Genomic DNA, 20596 nt, shown 5'->3' with positions numbered 1-20596 from the left:
TCTAAGGGGGCGTCTCACAGGCTGATTCCATGCACCCTTCCTCTCCCCATCTTGCGCCCCGTGCCCGCCATCTGCTGCGGACGCTGATCGCGCGCCATATCCAGGATGGCGAGCCGGTGGGGTCGCAGACCCTGGCGCGGCATGCGGGGCTGGATGTCAGCCCGGCCACCATCCGCAACATCCTGGCCGATCTGGAAGACCTGGGCCTGCTCAGTTCGCCGCACACCTCGGCAGGCCGGGTGCCGACCGCGAACGGCTACCGGGTGTTCGTGGACAGCCTGGTCAAGATGCAACCGCCAGGCGAGGGCGAACTGACCCGCCTGCGCAGCGAACTGGCCACCGGTACCGGCACCCAGGCACTGCTGGGCAGCGCCTCGGAGCTGTTGTCGGCGATGAGCCATTTCGTGGGCGTGGTGAGTGCGCCGCGCCGGGAGCAGTTCGCGTTCCGCCACATCGATTTCGTGGCGCTGGACGCGCGCCGGGTGCTGGCGATCCTGGTGTTCGCCGACAACGAGGTGCAGAACCGGGTGATCGAGCCGCGCCGCAGCTGGGAGCCGGGCGAGCTGGAGCAGGTGGCCAATTACCTCAATGCGCAGTGCGCGGGCCGGCCGCTGTCGGAGATCCGCGCGCGGCTGCTGCTGGAGCTGCGCGACGCGCAGTCGGAGATGGAGCAGCTGCTGGCGCACAGCATCGAGCTGGCCGAGCAGGCGCTGGTGCCGCCGGCCGATGACATGGTGCTGGCCGGACAGACCCGGCTGATGGGGGTGCAGGACCTGTCGGACCTGGAGCGCCTGCGCGAGCTGTTCGACGTGTTCGCCAGCAAGCGCGAGATCCTGCAGCTGCTGGAGCGCACCATCCAGGCCCCGGGCGTGCGCATCTTCATCGGCGAGGAGACCGGCGTGATGCCGCTGGAGAGCGTCTCGCTGGTGACCGCCCCGTACTCGGCCGGTGGCCGGGTGCTGGGCGTGCTGGGGGTGATCGGCCCCAAGCGGATGGCCTACGACCGCATGATTCCGCTGGTGCAGGCTACGGCCGAGGTGCTGGGGGCGGCGTTGGAACCGGGTGGACCGGGCGGATTGTCCCGTGAGCGGGCCTGATCGACGGTTCAGCTCTTGAAACCGGTCGGCGCGCCCACATAGGGGTGGGTGGAGGCGGGGAGTCACCGCCAGGGAAACGGAAATGAACCAAGATCAGTCAGATATCGCATCCCAGACGTCGACCGGCGAGCAGGCCCCGGCCGATGCGCTGCAGCAGCAGGTCGAGAGCCTGCACAACGAGCTGGCGCTGCTGAAGGCCGAGTCGCTGCGCGAGCGCGCCGACCTGGACAACCAGCGCAAGCGCGTGGCCCGCGACGTCGAGCAGGCGCGCCGCTTCGCCAATGAAAAGCTGCTGGGCGAGCTGCTGCCGGTGTTCGACAGCCTCGACGCCGGCCTGGCAGCCGCCGGCACCGACCCCAGCCCGCTTCGCGAAGGCCTGGAGCTGACGTACAAGCAGCTGCTCAAGGTCGCCGCGGACAACGGCCTGACCCTGCTGGACCCGACCGGCCAGCCGTTCAACCCGGACCACCACCAGGCCATCAGCCAGGTCGACGCGCCCGGTGCGGCACCCGGCAGCGTGGTCCAGGTGTTCCAGAAGGGCTATCAGCTCAATGATCGCCTGCTGCGCCCGGCCCTGGTCGTGGTCGCACGCGACGCGTGACGCCGGGCGCTCCCCGGCGGAGGGGGCCGGTTCCGCCCGGCCCCATCACCGGACGCTGAACGCGTTTGGCAGCCATCGGACACTGTGTTCGGTGGATGGCTTGAAAGTCTTCCCGGCGTCCCACACATCCCATTCATAACCCGGCAGCAGCCGGATGTTCCCAGAACTTTCAGGAGTCTCCCTCATGGGCAAGATCATTGGTATCGACCTCGGCACCACCAACTCGTGTGTGGCGATCATGGACGGCGGCAAGGCCCGCGTCATCGAGAATGCGGAGGGTGACCGCACCACGCCTTCCATCGTCGCCTACACCAAGGACGGCGAAGTGCTGGTGGGCGCCTCGGCCAAGCGCCAGGCCGTCACCAACCCGAAGAACACCTTCTACGCCGTCAAGCGCCTGATCGGCCGCAAGTTCACCGACGCTGAAGTCCAGAAGGACATCGCGCACGTGCCCTACGGCATCCTGGCCCACGACAACGGCGACGCCTGGGTGCAGACCAGCGACGCCAAGAAGATGGCGCCGCAGGAAATCTCCGCCCGCGTGCTGGAGAAGATGAAGAAGACGGCCGAAGCCTTCCTGGGCGAGACCGTGACCGAAGCGGTGATCACCGTGCCGGCCTACTTCAACGACAGCCAGCGCCAGGCGACCAAGGACGCCGGCCGCATTGCCGGTCTGGACGTCAAGCGCATCATCAACGAGCCGACCGCGGCCGCACTGGCCTATGGCCTGGACAAGGGCGACAACAAGGATCGCAAGATCGTGGTGTACGACCTGGGCGGCGGCACCTTCGACGTGTCGGTGATCGAAATCGCCAACGTCGACGGTGAAAAGCAGTTCGAAGTGCTGGCCACCAACGGCGACACCTTCCTGGGCGGCGAAGACTTCGACAACCGCGTCATCGAGTACCTCGTCGACGAGTTCAACAAGGACCAGGGCATCGACCTGCGCAAGGATCCGCTGGCCCTGCAGCGCCTGAAGGACGCCGCCGAGCGCGCCAAGATCGAACTGTCCAGCGCGCAGCAGACCGAAGTGAACCTGCCGTACGTCACCGCCGACGCCTCGGGTCCGAAGCACCTGAACATCAAGCTGACCCGCGCCAAGCTGGAAGCGCTGGTGGAAGAGCTGATCAAGAAGTCGATCGAACCGTGCCGCGTGGCGCTGAATGACGCCGGCCTGCGCTCGAGCGACATCAGCGAAGTGATCCTGGTCGGCGGCCAGACCCGCATGCCGAAGGTACAGCAGGCCGTGACCGAGTTCTTCGGCAAGGAACCGCGCAAGGACGTCAACCCGGACGAAGCCGTGGCACTGGGTGCGGCCATCCAGGGTGGCGTGCTCGGCGGCGACGTCAAGGACGTGCTGCTGCTGGACGTGACCCCGCTGTCGCTGGGCATCGAGACGATGGGTGGCGTGTTCACCAAGATCATCGAGAAGAACACCACCATCCCGACCAAGGCCTCGCAGGTGTTCTCCACCGCCGAGGACAACCAGTCGGCCGTGACCGTGCACGTGCTGCAGGGTGAGCGCGAACAGGCCCGCTTCAACAAGTCGCTGGCCAAGTTCGACCTGTCCGGCATCGAGCCGGCCCCGCGCGGCATGCCGCAGGTGGAAGTGTCCTTCGACATCGACGCCAACGGCATCCTGCACGTGTCGGCCAAGGACAAGAAGACCAACAAGGAACAGAAGGTCGAGATCAAGGCCGGTTCGGGTCTGTCCGAGGACGAGATCGCGCGCATGGTCGCCGACGCGGAAGCCAACCGCGAGGAAGACAAGAAGTTCCACGAGCTGGTCCAGGCCCGCAACCAGGCCGACGCGCTGATCCACGGTACCCGTACTGCGATCAACGAGCACGGCAGCAAGGTCGGTGGTGATGTGATCGGCAAGGTCGAGTCGGCCCTGTCCGACCTGGAAACGGCGATGAAGGGCGACGACAAGGCGCAGATCGAAGCCAAGTCGAAGGTGCTGGAAGAGGCCGGCCAGTCGCTGTTCGCCGCGGCGGCCGCCGCCGAGCAGGGCGGTGCCGCTGCGGGTGCCGATGCCGGTGCCGGCAACACCAACGGCGCGCATGACGACGTGGTGGACGCCGAGTTCACCGAAGTCAAGGACGACAAGAAGTCCTGATCCGGACAAGACGCGGGACGTTGCGCAGGCAGCGTCCCGTTGTCGTTTCCCCCAGGTCCTGACAGCCGTATCCCGGCCTGTCGGGGCGCCCGACGCAAGAGCGGACCTGGTTCCGCTCTTGCGCGTTGACGAATCCCGACTTCCGGAACCCGATCCAAGTTATGAGCAAGCGCGATTACTACGAAGTGCTGGGTGTGTCCCGCACCGCCAGCGAAGAAGAGCTGAAGAAGTCCTATCGCCGTTGCGCGATGAAGTTCCACCCGGACCGCAATCCGGGTGATGCGGCTGCCGAAGCATCCTTCAAGGAATGCAAGGAAGCCTACGAAGTCCTGTCCGACGCCAACAAGCGCCGCATGTACGACGCCCACGGCCACGCCGCGTTCGAGCATGGCATGGGCGGTGGCGGTGGCGGTGGTCCGGGTGGCCCGGACATGAACGACATTTTCGGCGACATTTTCGGCAACATCTTCGGCGGCGGTGGCGGTGGTCCGCGCCAGGCCCGTCGCGGTGCCGACATCGGCTACGTGATGGAGCTGGACCTGGAAGAAGCGGTGATGGGCGTGGAGCGCCGCATCGAGATTCCGACCCTGGCCGAATGCGGTGACTGCCACGGCAACGGCTCGGAAGACGGCAAGGTGGACACCTGCACCGTCTGCCAGGGGCGCGGCCAGGTGCGCGTGCAGCGCGGCATCTTTGCCATGCAGCAGGCCTGCCACAACTGCGGTGGCCGTGGCCAGATCATTCCCAATCCCTGCAAGACCTGCCACGGCAACGGCCGTGTCGAGGAAGACAAGGTGTTGTCGGTGAAGGTGCCTGCGGGCGTCGATACCGGTGACCGCATCCGCCTGTCCGGCGAAGGCGAGGCCGGTCCGGCCGGTACGCCGGCGGGCGATCTGTATGTGGAAGTGCGGGTGCGCGAGCACGCGATCTTCCAGCGCGACGGCGACGACCTGCACTGCGAAGTGCCGATCCGCATCTCGCAGGCGGCGCTCGGCGACACCGTGCGCGTGGCCACGCTGGGCGGGTACGCCGAGATCCGCATTCCGGCCGAAACCCAGACCGGCAAGCTGTTCCGCCTGCGCGGCAAGGGTGTACGGTCGGTGCGCAGCCGCAGCGAAGGCGATCTGTATTGCCGCGTGGTGGTGGAGACCCCGGTCAACCTCACCACCGAGCAGCGCAAGCTGCTGGAGCAGTTTGAAACCACCTTCACCGGCGAAGAAGCGCGCAAGCACTCGCCGAAGTCGGCCACGTTCATCGATGGCGTGAAGGGGTTCTGGGATCGGATGACGTCATAAGCGGCGTTGGTTCCTGCCTTGTACCGAAGGCCCCCTGGAGACAGGGGGCTTTTTTTTTGTTCCCGTCGCGGTCCGGTGCAGGTCGTCTGCCTTTGGTGTTGATCGCGACAGGCGTGGGTGACTGTGCCTGCAGCGATTACTACCATGCCGCGATGAACACGCTTGCCCGCAACGTCCACGCCGCTGTTCGATCCCTGTCTTGCGCTGTACGCCGCGCATGGCCGGTGGCCGTGGTGACTGCCTCCCTCGCTGCAGGCGCGGTGTCCGCCGCGCCGTTGGAGGCATGCAGGCTGGATGCGATCGATGGGACGATCGAGCGTCCTCTGCAGTTGGCGCCTGGCACGCGATGGACGTACTCGATGGGTCCCGACCATCCTGTGTCGTCCCTTCGCCTGGATGGGATGACGGAGCGCCTGACGCGGCTGGCGGTGGGGGACGGTGTGGCGCGGGTTGAACACACCGACACCTATGCGGACGTCAATCCGCTTCGCCAGGGGCGCAAGGAAATCCTGCGGTTCCCACTTGCGGTGGGTGCGGCGTGGAACGATGCCTTCGCCGAACCCGGTGCAGTCGTGGGGGCCAACGGGACCTACCGCTACGACTACGAAGAGGAGGCCAGCAGTCGTGTGGTGGGCATGGAGACAATCAACATTGGGATTGGCAGCGTCCGTGCGTACCGCATCGAACGGCGTGCACGCTGGCGAAAGTCCAATCCCACCTCCGATGACATGACCGGCAGGCGCTGGCAGGGGCGATCGGCCGTCGAGGGGCTGGAGCACAGCGTCAGCTGGTACGCGCCTGCCGTGGGACGGGTAGTGCTCAAGCGCAGCATTACCGCGCATCCGTCGTATGCGCTCCATCTCCAGGAAGCGGGCAGCTCCCGCCACGCCATTGTCACCGAGCTGGTCGCCTTCGAATCGCCGGGTGGCTGTCGCGTGGAAGGGGAGCCCGTCCACGCGCAACGGTTCGCCGATCACCGGCCGCTGCATTACCCACTGGTCTTCAGCGATACCTGGGAGTTCCTGCTGCAGCGTGACCCCCACATCCCGGAACGGGCAGATACGGCTGCGTAGACGGGCAGGATGCGGCATAGCGGTTGGGGGATAATGGCCATAGAGCCCCCCACCGTGCCGATCCCATGAACGAATCCCTCGAAAGCCACCTGGTCCACGGCCGCCGCCAGCGCCCGGACGGTCCGTCGCCGGTCGATGTCATCTCCGTGCAGTCCCAGCTCGTCTACGGCCATGCCGGCAACAGCGCTGCGGTACCGCCGCTGCGTGCGCTGGGCGTGCGCGTGGCGGAGATCCCGACCACGCTGCTCAGCAACGCGCCGTTCTACGCCACCACGCGTGGCCGCGTGCTGCCCTCGGAGTGGTTCTCGGACCTGCTGCTGGGCACCGCCGAGCGCGGGCTGCCGCAGCGTGCACGGATGCTGGTCTCGGGCTACTTCGGCAGCGTCGGCAATGGCACCGCGTTCGCCGACTGGCTGGACGAGGTGCTGCCGGCATCGCCGCAGCTGCGCTACTGCCTGGACCCGGTGATCGGCGATACCCACACCGGTCCGTATGTGGAGCCTGGTCTGGAAACCGTGTTCGCCGAGCGCCTGCTGCCGCACGCGTGGCTGGTGACGCCCAATGCGTTCGAGCTGGGGCGGTTGACCGGGATGCCGAGCCTGGCCCAGGACGAAGCCATCGCCGCGTCGCAGGCCCTGCTGGCACGCGGGCCCGAGTGGGTGCTGGCGCACAGCGTGGGCGGCGAGCCTGGGCAGCTGGTGACGCTGGCGGTGAGTCGCGATGCGATCTGGCGCTGGACCTCGCCGCACCTGCCGGTGGACGTGGCCGGCACCGGCGACGTGCTGATGTCGCTGCTGGTTGCCTTCCTGCTGCGCGGCGAAGCCTTCGAGCAGGCCATCTCGCGCGCGATCGCCGGTGTGCACGTGGCGTTGGAGACCACGCTGGCCAACGGGCATGAAGAGTTCGACGTACTGGCTGCCGCACCGGCGGCCCTGTCGTTGCCGCAGCGCTTCGTGCCCGAGCGCCTGGCGTGACCCGGATGCCGGTGGTTGGCATCGTCGGCAGTGCCGGAGCCTACGGGCGCTGGCTGCGGCGGTTCCTCCAGCAACGGATGGGCCTGGAGGTACTGGGACACGATCCGGCTGATCCCCGATCGGACAGCCCCGAGGTTCTGGTCGCGCGCGCGGAGGTGCTGATCTTCTCCGCGCCGATCCGCCATACCCCGGCGTTGATCGGCGAGTACGTCGCGCGCTCGGCCGGGCGCGAGGCAGGGCGGCTGTGGCTGGACGTCACGTCGGTGAAGTCCGCGCCGGTGGCGGCGATGCTCGCCTCGCAGGCCGACGTGGTGGGCCTGCATCCGATGACCGCGCCGCCGAAGGCGCCGACCCTGAAAGGCCGCGTCATGGTGGTCTGCGAGGCGCGCCTGTCGCAGTGGCAGCCGTGGGTGCAGGGCCTGTGCGATGCACTGGAGGCCGAATGCGTGCGCGCCACGCCCGAGCACCACGACCAGGTGATGGCGCTGGTGCAGGCAATGGTTCACGCCACGCACCTGGCCCAGGCCGGCGTGCTGCGCGAGTACGCACCGCTGCTCGGCCCCCTCCCGGCGCTGATGCCGTACCGGTCGGCGTCATTCGAGCTGGATACGGCGATCATCGCGCGCATCCTGTCGTTGAACCCGGCCATCTACGAAGACATCCAGTTCGGCAATCCGCACGTTGCGCCGATGCTCGACCGCCTGCTTGCGCACCTGCAGACGCTGCGTAGCCAGGTCGGGCAGGGCGACGACGATGCGCGGGCGGCGTTCCGCCAGCAGCTGCTGCTGGACAATCGTGACAGCCAGGGCGAGGCCGTGCTGGCCGAAGGCAACTATACCTTCGAGCGGGTGGGCTACCTGCTGGCCGACCTGACCGAGCGCAATGCGATCAGCGTGCATCTGCCCGAGGATCGCCCCGGTTCGCTGCGTGAACTGCTGCATGTGTTCGAGCGCCACGCGGTGAGCCTGGCTTCCATCCACTCGTCGCGCACGCCGGCCGGCGACGTGCATTTCCGCGTGGGATTCGTTGCCGGCAGCGACGCACGCGCGCTGCAGCAGGCGGCTGCGGAAATCGACGCGTCCGGCATCGGTCGGGTGCTGTCACGCTGACCTGCTGCACTGCCGCATTCATCCACAGGGGGTGTGGATGAATTGCGGACAACCATGTGGATAACCGCGTTCATCCCTTGCGACAGAACGGTGTCAAGATGGCTGGCGAAAAAATGACCAGCGGTCAGGTCGTCAGGGTAAGTTCGCCGCCCGAGGTGCGGAACTGGCGGCCGTCGCGGACCAGATGACGACCATCGGCCAGCTCGTAACGGGTGGCAGGCGCGGACGACGCGGTGTCGCTGGCAGCCTCCTCCCTGAACTCGATGATGACGTAGTTTTCGCCATTGGCGTCAGTGGCGGGGAACTGTCGGAACGACATGGAACACCTCCTGCAGCGGCACGGACCAGGGTCCGTGCACCATGCATCGCGACGCGTTAGGCGTGTGTCGTCAATCGATGAACTGCAGCTTCGCCAGCTCCGCATACAGGCCACCTTCGGCCAGCAGCTGCGCATGTGTGCCCTGTGCGACGATCCTGCCGTGGTCCATCACGACGATGCGGTCGGCCTTCAGCACGGTGGCCAGGCGATGCGCGATGACCAGCGTGGTGCGGCCGGCCATCAGCCGCTCCAGTGCCTGCTGCACGGCGCGTTCGCTCTGCGCGTCCAGCGCGCTGGTGGCCTCGTCGAGCAGCAGGATCGGTGCATCCTTGAGCAGGGCGCGTGCGATGGCGATGCGCTGCTGCTGCCCGCCGGACAGGCGTGCGCCACGCTCTCCCAGCTCGCTCATATAGCCCTCCGGAAGGGCCTGCAGGAACTCGTCGGCTTCGGCAGCCGCAGCAGCGCGCTGCACCTCCTCGTCACTGGCCTCCAGTCGGCCGTAACGGATGTTGTCCAGTGCGGTGCTCGCAAACAGGGTGGGCTGCTGCGGCACCAGCGCCATCTGCGCGCGCAGCTGGGCCGGATCGACCTGGCGCACATCCACGCCATCGACCTGGATGCGGCCGGCGGCGGGATCGTGGAAGCGCAGCAGCATCGACAGCACGGTGCTCTTGCCCGCGCCGGAGGGACCGACCAGAGCCACGGTCTCGCCCGGGCGCACGTGCAGGTCGAAATGATCCAGCGCGGCGGTGTCCGGGCGCTGCGGATAATGGAACACCACGTCGTCGAAGCGGATCTCGCCACGCAGCGGCTGGGGCAGCGGCTGCGGATCGGCGGGGCTGGTGATCTCGATGTCTTCCTGCAGCAGTTCGGCGATCCGGCCCATGCCGCCGGAGGCGCGCTGCAGTTCATTCCAGACTTCTGCGAGCGCGCCGACCGACCCGCCGCCGATCAACGCATACAGCACGAACTGGCCCAGCGTGCCGGCGCTCATGCGGCCGTCGATGACATCGTGCGCCCCCAGCCACAGCACCCCGACGATCGCGCCGAACACCAGGACGATGGCGGTGGCGGTGACGATGGACTGAGCGCCGATGCGCCGGCGCGCGGCCTTGATCGATTCGCCCAGCGCCGCGTTGAAGCGGCTGCGCTCGTAAGGCTCGCGTGCATGCGCCTGCACCGTGCGGACCGCGCCCAGGGTCTCGGCGGCGAGGCTGTTGGCGTCGGCGATGCGGTCCTGGCTGGCGCGCGAAATGTGGCGCAGACGACGCGCGCCGATGATGATCGGCAGCACGGCCAGCGGAATGCCGACCAGCGTCCACGCCGCCAGTGCCGGGCTGGTGACGAACAGCATGACCAGGCTGCCCACTACCGTGACGCTGCTGCGCAATGCCACCGACATCGTCGAGCCGATGACGCTGCGCAGCAGTTCGCTGTCGGCCGTGAGGCGCGAGACCAGCTCGCCGCTGCGGCTGCGGTCGTGGAAGCCGGCACCCAGCGCAATCAGGTGGGCATACAGGCGGCTGCGCAGGTCGGCGACGACCTTTTCGCCGAGCAGGGAGACGAAGAAGAAGCGGGCAGCGGTGGCCAGGGCCAGTACCACCGCGACCAGGAACAGCAGCGCGAAGGCGCGGTTGATCTGGCCGTTGTCGCTGAAGCCATGATCGATCATCAGCTTGACTGCCGGCGGCAGGCTGAGCGTGGCCACCGAGGACACCGCGAGCGCCACCAGCCAGGCGCTGAACAGCCCCGCATGGCGGCGCACGAACGGCCACAGCGTGCGCAGGCTGCCAAGGCGGCGCAGCGCCGGGGCGGGCGCGGGAGGGGTGTCAGTCATTCGGTTGGCCTGGTTCGGTGCGTGTTTCCACGCGGATACGATCACGGGTGGCGTCGCGCAGCCGGTTTTTCAACGGGTCGACCTGATCGGCCGGTAGACGAAGGTGCAGCGATACGCCCGACGGGGTGAAGGTTTCGGCCTGCTTTTCGGCCAGGTGGGCGGCCAGTGCCGCATGCAGCGTGCCCAGATCGTCGAACGGGGCGTGCACGTCCAGCTCGGCCAGCGCGATCAGCGGTTGCCGTGGCGCCAGCCGCAGGCATTCGGCAGCGGTGCCGCCGTAGGCACGGACCAGGCCGCCCGCGCCAAGTTTGATGCCGCCGTACCAGCGGATGACCACCACCATGACGCGATCAAACCCCTGCCCATCGATCGCCGCCAGGATCGGTCTGCCGGCGGTCCCGGCCGGTTCGCCGTCATCGCTGGAGCGGTAATCGTTGCCATGCCGGTAGGCCCAGCAGTTGTGCGTCGCATCGGGCACGGCCACCTGCTGCAGGAACTGCAGCGCCGCGCCGGCGTCGGTGATGGGGGCGGCATGGGCGATGAAGCGGCTGTGCTTGATCTCCAGGCTGTGACTGACGGCGGTGGCAAGCGTATCGGGCATCCGCGCCATTCTAGAGCTTTGCCTGCGAGACGCGGCGTACGCGGCTCAGGTGTCGAGCAGTTGGCGCAGGTCGCGCGGGATGCGCACTTCCGGGTACTGCTGCAGGTAGCGCTCCAGGCTGGCGCGCGCGGTATCCAGATCACCGGCATCGCGCCGCTCGCGGATACGCTTGAGCCACTGCTTGCGCGGCAGGCTGGCATCGGCGGACACCGCGGCATCGACGGCGCTGGCCGAGAGGACGGCCTCGCTGGACGGTGCCATCGCCGAACGGCGCTGCATGACGCCTGCGGCGCTCGGGGCCTGGCGTGGCGCCGCGAGCGGCGCGGTGGCGCGCTCCGGGCTCACGGCCTCCTGCGCGGGGGCCGGCGCCGGTGGCGGTGGCGGTGGCGGTGCCATCGCCGGCGCGGTGTCGGCGGCGGCGCTGTCGGCCGGTTCGATCGAGAAGGCCTGCGGCGCTGCGGCCGGTGCCGGCGGAGCAGGCGGCGGCGCCATTCTGGGCGGGGTGACCGGTGCCGGTTCCGCCACCACCGGTGATGGCGGGGGGGCGACGCGCGCCTGGGGCACTGGGGCGGCCGGGGCCGTGATGGCGCCCGCCGGTTCGGCCGCAGCGGGCGCTGCCGCCGGGCTGGCCGCGACATCTGCCGCTTCGGCGGCCACAGGTGCCGCAGCCGGGGCATCTGCCGCCGGCACGTCGAGAGCGGGTATGGGCGGGTCCTGCAGCCGCAGTTGCCAGGCGATCCCGACGGCGAACACCACCGAGGCGGCGATCCCCATCACGGCCGGCAGGCGCGAGCGCCGACGCCGTGGCGGCGCGTGCGGGGCGGCCGCGGCTGCGGGGGCGAGCGGGGGCGCCTGCACCGCCGCGCGCGCAGCGGCGAGCACGGCGTCGTCGAGCGCCGGCGGCGGCGGGGTCGGCGCAGACCGTCCCAGCAGGCGGGCCAGTTCGCGTTCTTCGGGTGTCAGTGGCGTGCGGTCGTTCATGCGTTCATCCCCGCGCGCAGCTTGTCCATCGCATAGCGCAGCCGCGACTTGACGGTCTCGCGGCCCACGCCGGTGATCTCGGCGATCTCCTCCAAGCTGAGCTCCTGTTCCAGCCGCAGCTGCAGCACGTCGCGCTGGTCGGCGGGAAGCTGCTCCATCGCCAGTTGCAGGCGACGGCGCTGCTCGAACTCGGACAGCTGGGTTTCCGGCGTGCGGCTGTCGCTCATGCGCGCCACGCGTTCGTCGGCATCGCCGGGCGGCGGCGGCCGGTGCCGCGCCGCACGCCAGTGATCGTTCAGCCGGTTGTGCGCGATCCGGAACAGCCACGTGGTGAAGGCGGCCTCGGGCTGCCAGCCGGTGCGGGCAGCGATCACCCGCTGCCAGACGTCCTGGAACAGTTCGTCGGCGAGCGCGGCGTCGCGCAGCTGTCGCAGCAGGAAGCTGTACAGCCGGGCACGATGGCGCCCGTAGAGAACCTCGAACGCAGGCAGGTCCCCGCCGGCCCAGGCCAGCATCAGCGCTTCATCGGTTGGCAGGGCCACGGCGTCCACGGCGCACAGAGTAAGCGGTGCGGGTGCGTCCGCAAAGCGTGGCGGTGGCAGGGAGGTGGCCGGCGGCATGGGGAGAGCGGTTCCAGGTGACGTTCCAATAACGTCCATCTGCAACAATCGGGGTTGCCACCCTTCCATTGCCCCCCGGTCCCCGCGTTATGCTCGGGGGACAGGGGAGGTGCCGGGCATCCGGTGCCAGTAGAGACGAACATGCTGTCCAGTCAGGTAGTGACGCCTTCAGTGGACCCGGACCGTGACGCGCAGGTGTCCGCCGATCTGGCGCGCACCCTCTGCGCGGTGCTGCCTGTCGGCAGCAGCCTGCATCTGGCCTGGCGCGACCCGGTGCTTGGCGACGGGCTGCAGTCCGAACCCTTCGATCGCTCGATGACCGCCGGTCACCTGCTCGACGCGGCGCTTCCCGCGCCGGGGCAGCTGCAGCGATGGCAGTTCGGGGACACCCGGCTGGCGATGCGGGTGCTGAGCCAAGGGGAGCCGGTGCCCCTGGACGCAGGATGGTGGGGGCTGGCGCGGCGTGCCGTGCAGGACGCCATTGCGCTGACCCGACAGCGCCGCGAGATCCACTCGCTGGAAATCTCCAAACGCCTGCAGCAGGCGCTGTATGAAATCGCCGACCTTGCCGGCGCGGACCTGGAAATGTCCGAGATGCTGCGTCACGTGCACAGCGTGCTCAACTCCCTGATGTACGCGCAGAACTGCTTTATTGTCGAGTACGACGATGTGCGGCGCCGGGTCCGGTTCCTGTACTTCGCCGACCAGCAGGACAGCTTTGTCGCCGATCCTGACCGCAGCTACGAAGAGCACGAGATGCCGCGCAGCCTGACCTTCGCGCTGCTGCGTCACGGGCAGCCGTTGAGCGGTCCGTCGTGCGAGCTGCTCGCTGCCGACAACGACGAACCCGATCCGGATCGGGGGCCGGAAAGCCTGGACTGGCTGGGCGTACCGATGCTGCGCGAAGGCCGCGTGTGTGGCGCCATCGTGGTGCAGAGCTATGAACACCGCGCGCGTTACGGCGAAGCCGACCGCGCACTGCTGGGCTACGTCGCCCAGCACATCCAGACCGCGATGGACCGCCGCCAGGCACAGGTGCAGCTGGAGCGCCAGGTGGAGCGGCGCACGCTGGAACTGCAGCGCGCCAACCGCAGCCTGCAGGACGAAGTGGTGGAGCGGCGCCGCGCCGAGAAACTGCAGCTGGCGCTGTTCAACATCTCCGAGATGGCGATGAGCGCCTCCAGCCTGACCGAGTTCTATGTCCAGGTGCATGGGGTGGTGGGCACGCTGCTGGATGCGCGCAACTTCTATATTGCGCTGGTCAACGAAGGGGGCGACGGGTTGGAATTCGTCTACTCGGTGGACGAGTACAACGCCTCCCGCGCACCGCGCCCCTTCAGCGAGGGTCTCACCGAGTACATCGTGCGCAACCGCCAGCCGCTGCTGGCCACGCGCGACAACATCGATGCACTGCGCGCGGCCGGCGCGGTGCGCGAGTTCGGTGCGCGTTCGCATTGCTGGCTGGGCGTGCCGTTGCTGAGCGACGACGACGTGGTCGGCGTGATCGTGGTGCAGAGCTACTCGCCGGACGTCAGCTTCACCGCCCACGACCAGCGCCTGCTGACGTTCGTGGCGCAGAACATCGGCAACGGCCTGGCCCGCCAGCGCGACCAGGAGCGGCTGCGCAACGCGCACGCCGAGCTGGAACTGCGGGTGGAGGAGCGCACCCGTGAACTGGCCGATGTGAACGAAAAACTGCTGGGCCAGATCGGCGAGCGCCTGCGCGCGGAGCAGCGTCTCACCCACCAGGCCATGCACGACGCGTTGACCGGTCTGCCCAACCGGCTGCACCTGCTGGACCGGCTGGAGGATGCGATCGCCCAGGCGCGTCAGCCCGACGGATCGGCCTTCGCGGTGCTGTTCCTGGACCTGGACCGCTTCAAGCTGGTCAATGACAGCATTGGCCACGCCGCCGGCGACCAGATGCTGGTCGAGGTGGCCAAGCGGATCGTCTCGATGGTCTCCAGCGAGGACGTGGTGGCGCGGCTGGGCGGCGACGAGTTTGCGATCCTGCTGCAGTGCCGTCACGGGTTGTCCTCGGCGGTGGAGTTCGCGCAGCGGATGCTGATGGCGCTGGAAGAGTCGATGTGGGTCAAGGGGCGCGAGCTGTTTCCGTCCGGCAGTCTCGGCATTGCCATGTGGCATCCGCGCTACCGCAATGGCGAGGAACTGGTGCGCGACGCCGATGCGGCGATGTACCGTGCCAAGGCGCAGGGCAAGGACCGCTGCGCGGTGTTCGATGAAGCCATGCGCGAAGAGGCGCTGCGCAGCCTGGACCTGGAAGCGGACCTGCGCCGGGCGATCATCAACCGCGATTTTCTTCCCTATTACCAGCCGATCGTGCGCCTGTCCGACGGGGAGGTGGTGGGGCACGAAGCGCTGCTGCGCTGGCAGCACGAGCGGCGCGGTCTGCTGCTGCCGAGCGCGTTTCTCGACCTGGGCGAAGAGAGCGGCCTGATCGAACAGGCGGACTGGCTGCTCTACGAGCAGGTGATCGGGCAGCTGGCACGCGGCGGACGCGGCTATCTGTCGGTGAACGTGTCGCCGCGTCATTTCCGGTCGGCCGATTTCAGTTCGCGTCTGTTTGGCCTGATCGAGGCAGTCGGCGCCGACCCGCACCGGTTGCGGCTGGAGATCACCGAGGTGGCGCTGCTCGATGACGGTCCGCGCACGCTGCGCATCCTGCAGACGCTGCGCGAGCGGGGTGTGCTGGTGCAGCTGGACGATTTCGGGACCGGCTTTTCAGCGCTGTCCTATCTGCACCGGTTCCCGATCTCCACGCTCAAGATCGACCAGAGTTTCATCGCAGGTCTGCACGGCCAGGACATCCAGAGTACCTATGCGCTGGTCCAGGGCGTGCTGTCGCTGGCCCGCACGCTGGGTATCGAAACGGTGGGCGAGGGTATCGAGAACGCCGCCCAGCGCGACACGCTGCTGCAACTCGGCTGCGACTATGGCCAGGGTTACCTGCTGGGCCGCCCCGCACCGATGGAAACGGCGTAGCGCCGGGGTCTCCCCGGCACGTTCACCAGGCACGACGGAGATCCAGCGGGGCAGCGCCCCGCGCCACGGTGTCACCGCAAGGCGTTGCGGCGCTTCTCGTCGATCCACTTGGAGGCCTGCGCCGGTTCGTACCCGCGCATCCACTCCAGCATCGCGTCGATGTCCGACCCGTACCAGAGGTCGGCGCGCTGCTCGGGATGCAGGAAGCGCTCTTCCACCATGCGGTCGATCATGCCGATCAGCGGGGCGTAGAAACCGTCCACGTCCAGGAAGGCGCACGGCTTGTTGCCGATGCCGAGCTGGCGCCAGGTGAGCATCTCGAAGATCTCTTCCATCGTGCCGAAGCCGCCGGGCAGGGCAACGAACGCGTCGGACAGGTCGAACATGCGCGACTTGCGCTCGTGCATCGAACCGACGATTTCCAGCTCGGTCAGGCCGCGGTGGGCCACTTCCCAGTCGGCCAGCTGCTGCGGAATCACACCGGTGACCTCACCGCCGCCAGCCAGTACGGCGTTGGCCACCGTGCCCATCAGGCCGACGTTGCCGCCGCCGTACACCAGGCGCAGGCCGTCGCGGGCGATGCGGTCGCCCAGCGCGATGGCGCGCTCGGTGTAGATCGGCTTGCTGCCGGGGTTGGAGCCACAGTAAACGCAAATCGACTTCATTGGATCTTCCTGTGTTCGGAGGTGACGCGGCGGAAACGAAAAAGCCCCGCCGATGACCGATGTTCCGGTCTCGTGACGGGGTTCGTTCCGCAGATGCGATCGGCGATTTTAGCGCGTTCGCCGGGCCGGGGCCAAACCGGACCTGACCGGGTGGTCAGGTCCGCTGCCGGCTTACGCCGCCTGCGACTGCTCCCTGCGCGGGCCTTCCTTCAGCGCCCGTCCCACCAGGCCCACCAGCAGGTCCAGCTCGTCGCTGTCCATGCCGAAGTGCGGGGTGAAGCGCAGCGAGTTCTCGCCGCCGTGAATCACATTGATGCCGTGGTTGCGCAGCCACTCTTCGGTGGAGCCGGCGCCGTAACACTTGAACTGCGGGGCCAGCTCGCAGGAGAACAGCAGGCCGGTGCCCTGCACCTTGGTGATCAGCCCGCCCAGCTCGCTCCTGAGTTGCTCCAGCTTGCGCACGGCTTCCTCGCCGCGCACGCGGATGTTCTCACGCACCTGCGGCGTCAGCAGCGACAGGGTGGCGCAGGCGACGTCCAGCGCACGCGGGTTGGAGGTCATGGTGTTGCCGTAGATGCCCTTGCGGTACAGCTGGGCGGCGTGGTCGGTCACGGCCAGCACCGACAGCGGGAACTGGGCGGCGTTGAGTGCCTTGGAGTAGGTCTCCATGTCCGGCGCGTCCAGCCCTTCGAAACCGGGGTAGTCCACGATCGACAGCACGCCATGCGCACGCAGGCCGGCCTGGATCGAATCGAGCAGCAGCAGGCTGCCGTGCTGGCGGGTCAGCTCGCGGGCCAGGGCGTAGAACGATGGCGGCACCGAACGGCCCGGATCGCCTTCGCCCATCACCGGCTCCAGGAACACCGCTTCGACGAACCAGTGGTTCTGTTCGGCCTCGGCGAACACCCGCTTGAGCGCGTCTTCGTCATAGGGCGCGATCGCGATCACCGAGTCCTCGCCACGATAGCTGGCCAGGTGCTGCATGTAGGTTTTGCGGCTGGAGTCCGAGTACAGGCCGGGGCGGTCGGTGCGGCCGTGGAAGCTGCCCTTGACCACGACACGCTTGATGGTGGCCCCGGCGTGGCGGGCGCCTGGATCGGTCTGCAGCTTGGCGTTGACGTCGGCGATGCGTGCGGCCAGGCCGACCGCTTCGGAACCCGAATTCAGGCACATGAAACGGCTGTACGGGCAGCCACCGCGACGGTGACCGATCTCCTGGCGCAGCGCGGCGATGAAGCGCTGCTGGGACAGGCTCGGGGTCATCACGTTGGCCATCACCTGCGGGGCCGACATGGCCTCCATCACGGCCGCCGGCGTATGTCCGAAGCCGAGCATGCCGTAGCCGCCAGCGTCATACAGCACCGCGCCCTTGAGCGTGACCACCCAGGCGCCGCGGGCGGCCAGGGCCACGTACGGCGTCACCGCGTCATCGGCATAGAAATTGACGAAGCCGTCCTGCATGGCGTCGATCTGGGCGCGCTCGTCCAGCGGCAGCAGGGCACCCAGGTCGGCGCGCACGCGCTCGAACTCGGCGGCGGCGGCGTCGATGGCGGCGACCAGGTCCGGGTGGCCGGCGGCCAGGCGTTCGAGGGTGGCGTCATCCAGGCCGGTGGTCAGGCGGGCGCCCGGCTGGGCGCGAAGGGGGGCGAGACGGTCGATGAAGCTCATTGCAGATCTCCTGAAACGATTGGCGGCACGGCGGAAAAGCAAAACGCGCGTCTATTCGCGCGCGCTTCGGGCATTCCTGCTCGTGCATCAGACTTCCAACTCGATGCTAGCACGCGGTTTTTCGCGCGATAACCCCGCAAAACGCTGCTGCATAGCAGCATTTTGCGCGACGTTTGGCCAATCCTGCGTTGCCATCGAGGGCCAGTCGTACAATGGACGACATTGCCTACACGTTGCCGTGCGCTGCCTTGAAGAAGTCCGATTTCAACTACGAACTGCCGCCTGAACTGATTGCCCAGGCTCCGCTTGCGGAGCGCTCGGCCAGCCGCCTGATGGTGGTGCCGCCGGCCCCGGCCGCGTTCGAGCATCGCCATGTGCGCGACCTGCCCGATCTGCTGCGCGCCGGCGACCTGCTGGTCTTCAACGATACCCGGGTGATTCCGGCGCGTCTGTTTGGCCAGAAGGCCAGCGGCGGGCGGGTCGAGATCCTGATCGAGCGCCTGCTCGGCGCCCAGCAGGCCCGCGCCCAGGTCGGCGCCAGCAAGTCGCCCAAGGCCGGCAGCCGGATTGCGCTGGACGCCGGGGGCGAGGCCGAGGTGCTCGGCCGCGACGGCGAGTTCTACGTCCTGCAGTTCCACATCCCCGAAGCACTGGAGCAATGGCTCCTTCACGCCGGGCGCCTGCCGTTGCCGCCCTACATCCAGCGCGAGCCCGGGCTGGACGACCGCGAGCGCTACCAGACCGTGTTCGCCCGCGAGGTCGGTGCGGTGGCCGCACCCACCGCCGGGCTGCATTTCGACGAGGCGCTGCTGGCCGCGCTGGCGGCGCAGGGAGTGGCCTTCGGCCATGTGACCCTGCATGTGGGCGCCGGCACGTTCCAGCCGGTGCGCGTGGATGACCTGAACGAACATGTCATGCACCGGGAATGGCTCAATGTCGGTGCCGAGCTGGTCCAGCAGGTGCGTCGCACGCGCGCGGCCGGGGGCCGGGTGATCGGCGTGGGTACCACCGTGGTGCGTGCCCTGGAAAGCGCGATGCGTGATGGCGAACTGCTGCCGTATGCCGGGGAGACCCAGATTTTCATCACGCCGGGCTACCGGATCCGCAGCGTCGACGCGATGGTGACCAACTTCCACCTGCCTGAAAGCACGCTGCTGATGATGATTTCGGCCTTCGCCGGGCAGGCGCGGGTGTTCGATGCATATCGGGCGGCCATCGAAGAGAAATACCGGTTCTTCAGCTACGGCGATGCCATGCTGCTGTTCCCGCAGGGGGAATGACCGGGCCGGGGCAGGGCAGGGCGGCCGTGCCCCCGCCGACGCGGCAGCACGTTTTCGGCGACAATGGGCAATTATTTGCCCGAACGCCTGCTCCATGTCCCGACTCCAGTTCCAGCTCCAGACCACCGACGGCCGCGCCCGCCGCGGCCGCCTGACCTTCCCGCGCGGAACCGTCGAAACCCCGGCCTTCATGCCGGTGGGAACCTATGGCACGGTCAAGGGCATCCTGCCGGAGCAGATCCGTGCGCTGGGCGCGGAGATCATCCTCGGCAACACCTTCCATCTGTACCTGCGCCCGGGCCTGGACGTGATCGCCGACCACGGCGGACTGCATGGCTTCGCGCGCTGGAACGGGCCGATCCTGACCGACTCCGGCGGCTTCCAGGTGTTCTCGCTGGCGCACCGCCGCAAGATCACCGAGCAGGGCGTGACCTTCGCTTCGCCGACCGACGGTGCACGCGTCTTCCTCGGGCCGGAGGAGAGCATGAAGATCCAGAAGGTGCTCGATTCGGACATCGTGATGATCTTCGACGAATGCACCCCGTACCCGGCGACCGAACCGGTGGCGCGCACTTCGATGGAACTGAGCCTGCGCTGGGCCCAGCGCAGCCGCAATGCGCACGATGCGCTCGGCAACGATGCGGCCCTGTTCGGCATCGTCCAGGGCGGCGTGCACCACGACCTGCGCACCCGCTCGGCCGAGGGCCTACAGCAGATCGGCTTCGACGGTTACGCCATCGGCGGGCTGGCGGTGGGCGAGCCCGAGCACGAGCGCAACGCCATGCTGGACCACATGCACCCGATCCTGCCGGCCGACCGCCCGCGCTACCTGATGGGCGTGGGGCGCCCGGAAGACCTGGTGGAAGGCGTGGCGCGGGGCGTGGACATGTTTGATTGCGTCATGCCCACCCGCAACGCCCGCAACGGCCATTACTTCACATCGTTCGGCACCGTGCGCATCCGCAATGCCCGTTACGAGCGCGACATGGACACCATCGAGCCGGGCTGCGGCTGCCACGCCTGCAGCAGCGGCTACACCCGGTCCTACCTGCGCCATCTGGACCGCTGCAATGAGATGCTGGCGCCGATGCTGGGCACCCTGCACAACCTGTATTACTACGAAAAGCTGATGGCCGACATGCGCGCGGCCATCGCGGCGGGAACCTTTTCAGCCTTCCGCGAGTCCTTCTATGCGGCCCGGGGTGCCGCCACGCCGCCGCTGTAAGCGGCAGCGGCGTCCCCGAATCCGCGCGCATACCCTGCCAAACGGCCCAAGGACGAACTCCCGGGGCCGTGGCATACTTCGCGGCTGACCCCTGTTTCGCGGCGACACCCCGCTCCCCCTCGGAACGGG

Annotated in this window: 17 protein-coding genes; 10 read left to right on the top strand and 7 right to left on the bottom strand. The window is 68.2% G+C overall.

Features of this window, described 5'->3' with window-relative positions; genetic code table 11:
* Window positions 1-29 precede the first annotated feature (29 nt).
* The 7 genes from hrcA to GDJ08_RS02750 all read left to right on the top strand — a co-directional run bounded on the left by hrcA (window position 30) and on the right by GDJ08_RS02750 (window position 8268).
* Window positions 30-1097, top strand: coding sequence for a heat-inducible transcriptional repressor HrcA (gene hrcA / locus GDJ08_RS02780; protein ID WP_017357112.1), 1068 nt, complete (start codon window positions 30-32; stop codon window positions 1095-1097).
* 82 nt (window positions 1098-1179) lie between these two features.
* Complete coding sequence (gene grpE, locus GDJ08_RS02775) at window positions 1180-1698, top strand: nucleotide exchange factor GrpE (protein ID WP_017357111.1); 519 nt, start codon at window positions 1180-1182, stop codon at window positions 1696-1698.
* A gap of 184 nt (window positions 1699-1882) precedes the next feature.
* Complete coding sequence (gene dnaK, locus GDJ08_RS02770) at window positions 1883-3817, top strand: molecular chaperone DnaK (protein ID WP_017357110.1); 1935 nt, start codon at window positions 1883-1885, stop codon at window positions 3815-3817.
* 161 nt (window positions 3818-3978) lie between these two features.
* Window positions 3979-5112: a molecular chaperone DnaJ gene (gene dnaJ / locus GDJ08_RS02765; protein WP_153164246.1), complete on the top strand. Its 1134-nt coding sequence runs from the start codon at window positions 3979-3981 to the stop codon at window positions 5110-5112.
* 152 nt (window positions 5113-5264) lie between these two features.
* Window positions 5265-6185 (top strand): hypothetical protein, encoded by a 921-nt coding sequence (locus GDJ08_RS02760; protein WP_229296427.1) that lies wholly within the window; start codon window positions 5265-5267, stop codon window positions 6183-6185.
* Between the two features lie 65 nt (window positions 6186-6250).
* Entirely contained in the window at window positions 6251-7159 is a 909-nt protein-coding gene (pdxY, locus tag GDJ08_RS02755) for a pyridoxal kinase (RefSeq protein ID WP_136005936.1), read from the top strand.
* 5 nt (window positions 7160-7164) lie between these two features.
* Window positions 7165-8268 carry a prephenate dehydrogenase gene (locus tag GDJ08_RS02750; RefSeq protein ID WP_423669074.1) on the top strand — a complete coding sequence of 368 codons (1104 nt, stop codon included), beginning with the start codon at window positions 7165-7167 and terminating at the stop codon, window positions 8266-8268.
* Between the two features lie 124 nt (window positions 8269-8392).
* Here the strand turns inward: GDJ08_RS02750 and GDJ08_RS02745 are convergent, their stop codons facing one another.
* The 5 genes from GDJ08_RS02745 to GDJ08_RS02725 form a co-directional block, all read right to left on the bottom strand.
* Entirely contained in the window at window positions 8393-8587 is a 195-nt protein-coding gene (locus tag GDJ08_RS02745) for a hypothetical protein (RefSeq protein ID WP_017357106.1), read from the bottom strand.
* 70 nt (window positions 8588-8657) lie between these two features.
* The gene (locus tag GDJ08_RS02740; RefSeq protein ID WP_017357105.1) at window positions 8658-10424 is read right to left on the bottom strand and encodes an ABC transporter transmembrane domain-containing protein; all 1767 of its coding nucleotides are present in this window, start codon (window positions 10422-10424) and stop codon (window positions 8658-8660) included.
* Window positions 10417-11025, bottom strand: a complete 609-nt coding sequence (locus GDJ08_RS02735) for an IMPACT family protein (protein WP_136005940.1) — start codon at window positions 11023-11025, stop codon at window positions 10417-10419. The genes GDJ08_RS02740 and GDJ08_RS02735 overlap by 8 nt, the downstream gene beginning before the upstream one ends.
* A 45-nt stretch (window positions 11026-11070) precedes the next feature.
* Entirely contained in the window at window positions 11071-12006 is a 936-nt protein-coding gene (locus GDJ08_RS02730) for a hypothetical protein (RefSeq protein WP_153164245.1), read from the bottom strand.
* Window positions 12003-12626, bottom strand: coding sequence for an RNA polymerase sigma factor (locus GDJ08_RS02725; RefSeq protein ID WP_423669051.1), 624 nt, complete (start codon window positions 12624-12626; stop codon window positions 12003-12005). Before GDJ08_RS02725 ends, GDJ08_RS02730 begins: the two co-directional genes overlap by 4 nt.
* A gap of 141 nt (window positions 12627-12767) precedes the next feature.
* On the opposite strand from GDJ08_RS02725, the gene GDJ08_RS02720 reads away from it, so the two are divergent.
* Complete coding sequence (locus tag GDJ08_RS02720; protein WP_153164244.1) at window positions 12768-15629, top strand: bifunctional diguanylate cyclase/phosphodiesterase; 2862 nt, start codon at window positions 12768-12770, stop codon at window positions 15627-15629.
* A 71-nt stretch (window positions 15630-15700) separates the two neighbouring features.
* On the opposite strand, the gene GDJ08_RS02715 is transcribed toward GDJ08_RS02720, so the two are convergent.
* Window positions 15701-16294 carry an LOG family protein gene (locus tag GDJ08_RS02715; RefSeq protein ID WP_017356416.1) on the bottom strand — a complete coding sequence of 198 codons (594 nt, stop codon included), beginning with the start codon at window positions 16292-16294 and terminating at the stop codon, window positions 15701-15703.
* A gap of 171 nt (window positions 16295-16465) precedes the next feature.
* On the bottom strand, window positions 16466-17962 hold the full coding sequence (locus tag GDJ08_RS02710; protein WP_017356415.1) for an aminotransferase class III-fold pyridoxal phosphate-dependent enzyme: 1497 nt from the start codon (window positions 17960-17962) through the stop codon (window positions 16466-16468).
* A 212-nt stretch (window positions 17963-18174) separates the two neighbouring features.
* Between GDJ08_RS02710 and queA the strand changes: the two genes are divergently transcribed.
* Window positions 18175-19242, top strand: a complete 1068-nt coding sequence (gene queA / locus GDJ08_RS02705) for a tRNA preQ1(34) S-adenosylmethionine ribosyltransferase-isomerase QueA (protein WP_136005945.1) — start codon at window positions 18175-18177, stop codon at window positions 19240-19242.
* A gap of 94 nt (window positions 19243-19336) precedes the next feature.
* Window positions 19337-20467 carry a tRNA guanosine(34) transglycosylase Tgt gene (tgt, locus tag GDJ08_RS02700; RefSeq protein WP_017356413.1) on the top strand — a complete coding sequence of 377 codons (1131 nt, stop codon included), beginning with the start codon at window positions 19337-19339 and terminating at the stop codon, window positions 20465-20467.
* Window positions 20468-20596: the final 129 nt, after the last annotated feature.

Source organism: Stenotrophomonas nematodicola (assembly GCF_009467805.1).
In the GTDB taxonomy this organism is placed as follows: domain Bacteria; phylum Pseudomonadota; class Gammaproteobacteria; order Xanthomonadales; family Xanthomonadaceae; genus Stenotrophomonas; species Stenotrophomonas nematodicola.
This window is presented reverse-complemented; position numbering and strand designations above follow the sequence as displayed.

What these genes read in the sequence shown, in the direction of transcription:
- pdxY (WP_136005936.1), top strand. Translation starts at nt 6,251, where the DNA reads ATGAACGAATCCCTCGAAAGCCACCTGGTCCACGGCCGCCGCCAGCGC.
- hrcA (WP_017357112.1), top strand. Translation starts at nt 30, where the DNA reads ATGCACCCTTCCTCTCCCCATCTTGCGCCCCGTGCCCGCCATCTGCTG.
- grpE (WP_017357111.1), top strand. Translation starts at nt 1,180, where the DNA reads ATGAACCAAGATCAGTCAGATATCGCATCCCAGACGTCGACCGGCGAG.
- GDJ08_RS02740 (WP_017357105.1), bottom strand. Translation starts at nt 10,424, where the DNA reads ATGACTGACACCCCTCCCGCGCCCGCCCCGGCGCTGCGCCGCCTTGGC.
- dnaK (WP_017357110.1), top strand. Translation starts at nt 1,883, where the DNA reads ATGGGCAAGATCATTGGTATCGACCTCGGCACCACCAACTCGTGTGTG.
- GDJ08_RS02745 (WP_017357106.1), bottom strand. Translation starts at nt 8,587, where the DNA reads ATGTCGTTCCGACAGTTCCCCGCCACTGACGCCAATGGCGAAAACTAC.
- tgt (WP_017356413.1), top strand. Translation starts at nt 19,337, where the DNA reads ATGTCCCGACTCCAGTTCCAGCTCCAGACCACCGACGGCCGCGCCCGC.
- GDJ08_RS02735 (WP_136005940.1), bottom strand. Translation starts at nt 11,025, where the DNA reads ATGCCCGATACGCTTGCCACCGCCGTCAGTCACAGCCTGGAGATCAAG.
- GDJ08_RS02730 (WP_153164245.1), bottom strand. Translation starts at nt 12,006, where the DNA reads ATGAACGACCGCACGCCACTGACACCCGAAGAACGCGAACTGGCCCGC.
- GDJ08_RS02715 (WP_017356416.1), bottom strand. Translation starts at nt 16,294, where the DNA reads ATGAAGTCGATTTGCGTTTACTGTGGCTCCAACCCCGGCAGCAAGCCG.
- GDJ08_RS02725 (WP_423669051.1), bottom strand. Translation starts at nt 12,626, where the DNA reads ATGCCGCCGGCCACCTCCCTGCCACCGCCACGCTTTGCGGACGCACCC.
- GDJ08_RS02720 (WP_153164244.1), top strand. Translation starts at nt 12,768, where the DNA reads ATGCTGTCCAGTCAGGTAGTGACGCCTTCAGTGGACCCGGACCGTGAC.
- GDJ08_RS02760 (WP_229296427.1), top strand. Translation starts at nt 5,265, where the DNA reads ATGAACACGCTTGCCCGCAACGTCCACGCCGCTGTTCGATCCCTGTCT.
- queA (WP_136005945.1), top strand. Translation starts at nt 18,175, where the DNA reads ATGGACGACATTGCCTACACGTTGCCGTGCGCTGCCTTGAAGAAGTCC.
- dnaJ (WP_153164246.1), top strand. Translation starts at nt 3,979, where the DNA reads ATGAGCAAGCGCGATTACTACGAAGTGCTGGGTGTGTCCCGCACCGCC.
- GDJ08_RS02750 (WP_423669074.1), top strand. Translation starts at nt 7,165, where the DNA reads ATGCCGGTGGTTGGCATCGTCGGCAGTGCCGGAGCCTACGGGCGCTGG.
- GDJ08_RS02710 (WP_017356415.1), bottom strand. Translation starts at nt 17,962, where the DNA reads ATGAGCTTCATCGACCGTCTCGCCCCCCTTCGCGCCCAGCCGGGCGCC.